Source organism: Haloferax sp. AB510 (genome assembly GCF_024136985.1).
GTDB lineage: Archaea > Halobacteriota > Halobacteria > Halobacteriales > Haloferacaceae > Haloferax.
In genome coordinates, this window is record NZ_JAMYJY010000042.1 from 22,804 (window position 1) to 28,897 (window position 6,094).

Sequence of the window (6,094 nt, forward strand, 5' to 3'; positions counted from 1 at the left end):
CAGCGGTCACGGTTCGTCGGGCGAGGACGCGTTGGGCTCCCGAACGGGTCGAGGCAGTGACTGGACGCCTCGGACGACGAACCTCGCGCCACCGGTCTGGCCGTCCTCGTAGGCGACCGTCCAATCGTGGGCTTCGGCGACAGCACGGACGATTGCGAGGCCGAAGCCGGTCCCGTTCGTGGTCGTCGTGTAGCCGGACTCGAAGAGTCTGGGACGTGTTTCGGGGGGGGACGCCGGGACCGTCGTCCTCGACGTAGAACCCATCGGCAGTTGCGCCGACGGTGACAGTCACCCCGTCACCGCCGTGTTCCACGGCGTTGCGGAGCAAGTTCTCTAGCAACTGAAGAAGCCGAGTCCGGTCGGCCTCGAACGACGCGTCCCCCACGACTTCGAGCGATCCCGACTTGGTGTCGACGTTCGTCCACGCCGCCGATGCAACCGTGTCGAGAGACACCGATTCGAGTGCTTCGACCTTCTTACTGCCCCGAGCGACCGCGAGAACGTCCGTGATTATCTCGTTCATTCTCTCGTGGGCCCGTTCGATGCGCTCGATATCTTCTGGGTTCGGTTCGCCCTCTGACTCTTTGACGATGTCGAGGAACCCGTTCGCAACGTTCAACGGATTTCGGAGGTCGTGAGAGACGACCGACGCGAATTCCTCTAGTTGCTGTTCGTGCTTCTTTCGTTCCGCGATGTCGTGGGCGTTCACGACGACGCCCCCCACAACCGAATCGTCGAGGAGGTTCCGGCACCGGACGCTAAAGGCGCGCCACCCGTGGGCCGCGCTGTGGAACCGAAGCTCGACGGTGGTATCCGCCGTGGGCTGTTCGCGAACCCTCTCAAACGCCTCGCGAGCGAGGTCGCAGTCCGCAGGATGCAGGTAGTCATAGAGGGTTTCCGGTTCGGACGCGTCGGTGCCGACGCGCAGCGTCTGTCTGGCAGAGTCACTCATGTAACTGATAGATCCGTCGGCGTCGGTCACGAAGATGAGGTCTGACGCGTTTTCCGTGAGGGCGCGGAACCACCGTTCGCGAACGCGCCGCTCGGTAATATCGTGAAGGATGTAGAGCGTCCCCCGGACGATTCCCCGTCCGTCGGTTACGGTGGCGGTGTCCACTTCGAAGTGATGCGGTTCGTCGTGTTGGTCGGTGACGCGGAGTTCTCGGCCGTCACAGAGCGCACGAGCAGTCTCCGAACCGAGCGCCTCACGCACCGACGACCCAACCACCGACGGTGAGACGGAGAACAGCGCCCTCGCGGCCGGGTTCAGGTCGACGAGTCTGTCTTGTCGGTCGACCACGAGGACCGGGTCGGCCATCCGCTCGATGACGAGGTGGCGAGCAATCGGAACGATATCGAGGATTCGATAGCGGGACAACCCGATTGCGAACAGCACCGAAGTCGCGGCGAACGAAATCGGAACCGGAGTCGTGGGCCAGAACGGAACCAACAGATAAACCACCTCGACGACGGCGGGGATAGCGATTCCCACGAGTAGAACGAGTGCCTGTTTTCGGTATATTTGGCTGCTTCGAACGGTGTGAATACCGAGGAGAGATATCAGGAGTCCGATCACGAGGAGAGCATACGTCAAGTCGGCCCAGAACCAGGGCCCGTAGGAGACGTCTCTCAAAGTGCCGCCAGCGAAAACAGTGACCGAGAAGGAGCGCCAAATGAGCGAGTGTACACCCAGTCCGTTGGTCACCGCTCCGACGATGGTGAACGCGGGCCAGACCCCGAACAAAACCGCAGTTCGTCGAGAGACCCACTGCTCGTAGCCCGCGATTTCGAAGACGAACAACGCCGTAAAGAAAATCGTGAACTCGTAGGTTATCCAGATGAGAATGTACCAGGCGGTCAACGTGGGACGTGAATGAGAGAGGAGAAAAGCGGCTTCGAACAACGACCACAACCCGGCGCTCAGCGTCATGCCGATGAACCACTTTCCGATAAACTCACTGCGGAACTTCCACCCGATACTTGCGATACCGATAGACATCACCCCCGCCAAGGTGAGGACAAGCACTGGAGGGGATGCGATAGTATCCACAGTTATTCGGTTATAATACTATATTTGAATACTTAGAAGCTTTCCATATATTATATGATATGTGGGTTGTAAAATCCGTAAATCAACGCATTCAGATACGCAGAGTGGATTTCTCACAATCACCACGGAAGCTATCGAAGCGGTGGAGTCGCTCAACTTCGACTAGTTGTAGCGACGGTATCCCGGGATGCGGCCCTGTCGTCGCCCCATCAGTCGGCCCACAATACATATCGGCACCCTGTGAGAAGCCGACGTATGCCCTCGCCTTCGTCCCCTCCATCTCGTGTTTCTTCCGACTCTCCCGTGAATTCCGACACCGACTCCGACTCCGGTTCCGACTCCCCGTCGCGTCGCGCGTTTCTCGCTGCCGCCGGCACCGCCCTCGCGAGCGGGCTCGCCGGCTGTTCGTCGCTTCGGCAGTTCCGGTCACCTGACGGGACGGACTGGTCCGCCTCCGTGCCCGAACCGAGCGTCCTCTCTCCGCCGGCAACCACCGACGGGGTCGTCGCAGTCATCGGCCATCGGGACGGCGACATCGACGAAGGACGAGCTGTCACGTTCGACCGACAGAGCGGCGAGCGCCTGTGGGACCGCGACTTCGGCCGCCCGACGGGGTTACTCGCCGCGGGCGGGTCGGTGTACGCGGGCGAGAAACTCGGGTCAGGCCGCGGGCGAATCCGCGCGTTCGACGCCAAAAGCGGGAGTCAGCGGTGGTCGCAGACCGTCAGCAACATCGCCTCGGCGATGGCCGCCGCGGGCGACACGCTGTACGCGGCGAACGGGACGCTCGCGGCGCTCGCGACGGACGACGGCGCGGTTCGGTGGGAGCAATCCGCGGTCGACGGCGTCGGCTTCACCGTCGTCGTCGCCCCGCAGGACCAACTGTTCGCCGACGAGCGGGCGGTGTACTACGGCGACGACGAGGGCGTCTTCGCGATGGCACCCGAGGACGGGAGCCTCCGGTGGGCGTGGCGACCGGACCGCTGGGACTGGGCCGACGTGGGGCCGGTTCCGGCCGGTGGCAGCGTTTACGCCGGTGGCGGCGGCGACATCGCCATGCTCAACGCGGTCGACGGGTCGCTCCAGTGGCGAACCTCGTTCGGGGACGACGCGCAGGTCGTCGGCGTCCACGAACGCGGCTCGACCGTCCTGGTCGCGGAGGGGACCGACGAGTCGCCGTCGGACACCTTCGGAACGCTGTACGAACTCGCGGTTCGGGACGGGTCGGAGCGCTACGAAGTCCGCTTCGACAGCCCGGTCGAGCGAACTGCCTCGACTGACGAGGCGTTCGTCGTCGGGACCCGCGCGGGCCGGATTCGCTGGTCCCGTGGCGCGTCGTTTTTCGACCCGTTCGAGACGACGCTCTCGGCGGACGGCTACCTCCTCGGCGCGGCTGAGACGCAGGCGTTCGCACAGACGAGCGAGGGGACGCTCTGGGCGCTCTCACCGGACTCGTGAGTCACGGACTTCGCTGTCACCGTCAAACATCCCGTCAGAACGAGCCGCGCCGTGCGCGCGGTGCGCCGGCGTCCGAAACCGCTACCGAACGATGCCCTCGCGCCCCACCCGTCACTCGAGTTCGTCGAACGAGTCGAACTCGTCCCAGCAGGAACACGACAGGTCGTCCAGAGAGGTGACTTCGTCCGGGAGACTGGTGATAGGAATTCCGGAACCGGCCTCGTCGCAGTCGCGCAGGTGAACGCTGAAGTCGTCGCTGGACATCGTGTACATAGTCAGCACGCTCAGTTCGCCGGCTTCATTGAAACAATTTGTGAGTGTGGCAGACGCGCGAGTGGGAGTCTGGCGGCGGTGCGGTATCGGCCACGAGGGCGAGTCGCGGGGTCAGAGAACCCGAAAGACGCGAACCGTGTCGCGCTTGCCCGGTTCGCAGAGGAGCTGCGCGAGGCCGATGTCGGAGAACTCGTCTTTCCAGTTGCGGTGATACAGCGGAAAGTCGTCGTTGACGTAGCTCACCTCGGAGCCGGAGCGCCCGCGCGTCGGCCCGTTACCCTCGTTTTCGGCGGTTATCACGAGGTCCGAAGAGACGCGGGCGATTTCCTCGAACACCCACGTGTCGTCGGGGTGGACGTGCTGGAGCGTCTCGACGGAGTAGATAACGTCGAACTTGTCGTCGGGGAAGTCGGGGAGCAGGTCCTCTATCGCGCCGGTGAGGAATGTGCCGGTGTCGACGAGTTCGGGGAAGTACTCGGCCATCACCTCGAAGGAGTCGTCGTTGATGTCGATGCCGGTGACGTCCTCGTAGCCGCGGTCGTGGAGGTGTGCGAGGTGGCGACCGGAGCTACAGCCGAGTTCGAGAATCGACGCGTCTTCCGCCGCGTAGTGCTCGAACACGGTCGCGAGCGTCTCGCTGACCTCGTTCGGGCCGATTTGGGCGTAGTACTCCGGCGAGAAATCGCCGGAGCGCTCGGCCCATCCGCGGTGGTTGTCGTCTGCGTCCATACCCGGAGTAGCGAACGGGCGGGTAAATGTTCCGCGGAGTGCGCGTCGTCGTTGCGACGCGCCGGGGAGGTTCCGAAAAGCCGGGCGACTCCGACCGGGTCGGGTGCGCTGGAGGGCACGTGCTGGAGGGCACGGTGAAGACGTGCGTCAGGGGGACCGAGTTTGGAGGGGTGCGTCAGGGGGACCGAGTTTGGAGGGGTGCGTCAGGGGGATTCGAGCGTCCCGTGAGGGACTGGGAGTGAGTGTGCCGTGGAGGCTGGAGGGGGGTAAGCGCCGGCGCGGGCACGAGCAGTCGGGTGTACCAGTCGAGTGTGCCGTGCCTCGTTCGCGGCGCGGGCGTCAGCGGGTCATCAGTTCGACTGCGGCTGTCACGCCGAGTCGTCGGTCGTCGTTTCGTTTTCGGTCGTCTCGTTCGTCGTCGTTTCGTTTTCGGCCGTTTCGTTCGCCGTCGTCGAGTTGTCGAGCGACGAGTCGGTCGTCTCCATCGTCGTCTCGGTGGTTTCCATCGTCGTTTCTTCCGTCGTGGTCTCGTCTTCGGTCGTCGCCTCGACGCCACCGGTCTCTGCGGTCGTCTCAGTGCCGCCGACCGCTGGTTCGGCGTCCGTACCGTTCGTCCCGTTTACCGGGCCGCCGCTACCGCCCGTGTCCGTACAGCCGGCGAGGGCGACGGTCGCCGCGGCGACTCCGGCGCCGAACTGCCGTCGAGTGAGGGTTTCGCGCATCGCAGTCAGCAGTATCGCTCGGCAGATGATAATGGGGAAGAGTCGTCCCGACCGTTCTCTCCCGAGCAACCGTTTCGACTGACCGTTTCGACCGTTTCAGTCGGATTAACGGAACGTTTTCCGGCGGTTCGGTCGCCGACGAAAGCGGTTCAGTACGTCGGTTACTCACGTCAGGGGGGCGACCGGGCGAGAGGCGACAGGTCACGAGTGCGAGCGGCGACAAGCGGCGGCCGAGGCCCATCGAGCGAGAGACGCGCCCGCGAATCTCAGCAACGACGGCGGTACAAAATTCACTATTTAGGAACATTCTCGGCAAATTGACTTTCAAAAGAGTTGCAAAAATGTTCAATGAATAGATAAACAAAACATTATACACTAGCAGAGTCGACAGATAAGGAACGAACACATGCCAGTCAAACGCGTCTCGCGGGTCGGGTGGGCGCTCGTCGCGGCGTTACTCGTCGTCGCGGCAGGCCTCTCACCGGTCGCCGTCGCCGCGGCGGACGGCGTCGAGGTGGGTGCGGTCGACCACACCGGCGCGGGCGTCGTCGCGACTGAGAACGGCCGGACGTACGTCGCCTCGTGGCAGCCGTCGACGGTTTCGGTGGCCGTCGTATCCGACAGCGACGACTACGAGGTCTGCCTACAGACCGACCGCGACGATGGCTCAACGATGCTGTTGGGGTGCGAACCGCTCGGGAGCGCGGGGGCGAACGCGAGCGATGAGCGACTCGTCGAGTTCGACTTCACGACGTGGCCGGTGAACGCGACCGGCGACCGCACCTTGACCGCCGTCGTCAGACCCGGCGGGGGGCGGCGAGCCGGTCGCGCAGGCGAGCCACGGCGTCACGGTGCTCGCGCC

General features: G+C 63.9%; 4 protein-coding genes and 2 pseudogenes. 2 read left to right on the top strand and 4 right to left on the bottom strand.

Annotation, left to right across the window (positions count from 1 at the left end; genetic code table 11):
* Positions 1–6 precede the first annotated feature (6 nt).
* Positions 7–2,026, bottom strand: a pseudogene (locus tag NKF06_RS10035) (histidine kinase N-terminal 7TM domain-containing protein).
* Positions 2,027–2,353: 327 nt separating this feature from the next.
* Between NKF06_RS10035 and NKF06_RS10040 the strand changes: the two are divergent.
* A complete protein-coding gene (locus tag NKF06_RS10040) occupies positions 2,354–3,508 on the top strand; it encodes a PQQ-binding-like beta-propeller repeat protein (protein ID WP_253245302.1) in 1,155 nt (384 codons plus the stop codon).
* 111 nt (positions 3,509–3,619) lie between these two features.
* On the opposite strand, the gene NKF06_RS10045 is transcribed toward NKF06_RS10040, so the two are convergent.
* The 3 genes from NKF06_RS10045 to NKF06_RS10055 all read right to left on the bottom strand — a co-directional run bounded on the left by NKF06_RS10045 (position 3,620) and on the right by NKF06_RS10055 (position 5,232).
* Positions 3,620–3,781, bottom strand: a complete 162-nt coding sequence (locus tag NKF06_RS10045) for a hypothetical protein (RefSeq protein ID WP_172795749.1) — start codon at positions 3,779–3,781, stop codon at positions 3,620–3,622.
* A 111-nt stretch (positions 3,782–3,892) separates the two neighbouring features.
* Positions 3,893–4,510 (bottom strand): class I SAM-dependent methyltransferase, encoded by a 618-nt coding sequence (locus NKF06_RS10050; protein ID WP_058826307.1) that lies wholly within the window; start codon positions 4,508–4,510, stop codon positions 3,893–3,895.
* Between the two features lie 368 nt (positions 4,511–4,878).
* Positions 4,879–5,232, bottom strand: a complete 354-nt coding sequence (locus tag NKF06_RS10055) for a hypothetical protein (protein ID WP_058826306.1) — start codon at positions 5,230–5,232, stop codon at positions 4,879–4,881.
* A 406-nt stretch (positions 5,233–5,638) separates the two neighbouring features.
* On the opposite strand from NKF06_RS10055, the pseudogene NKF06_RS10060 reads away from it, so the two are divergent.
* Positions 5,639–6,094 (top strand): annotated as a pseudogene (locus NKF06_RS10060) (MarR family transcriptional regulator); the annotation flags it as partial.

Bases quoted from the DNA above. Each gene is read 5' to 3' on its own strand.
- NKF06_RS10045 (WP_172795749.1), bottom strand. From the start codon at position 3,781: ATGTACACGATGTCCAGCGACGACTTCAGCGTTCACCTGCGCGACTGC.
- NKF06_RS10050 (WP_058826307.1), bottom strand. From the start codon at position 4,510: ATGGACGCAGACGACAACCACCGCGGATGGGCCGAGCGCTCCGGCGAT.
- NKF06_RS10055 (WP_058826306.1), bottom strand. From the start codon at position 5,232: ATGCGCGAAACCCTCACTCGACGGCAGTTCGGCGCCGGAGTCGCCGCG.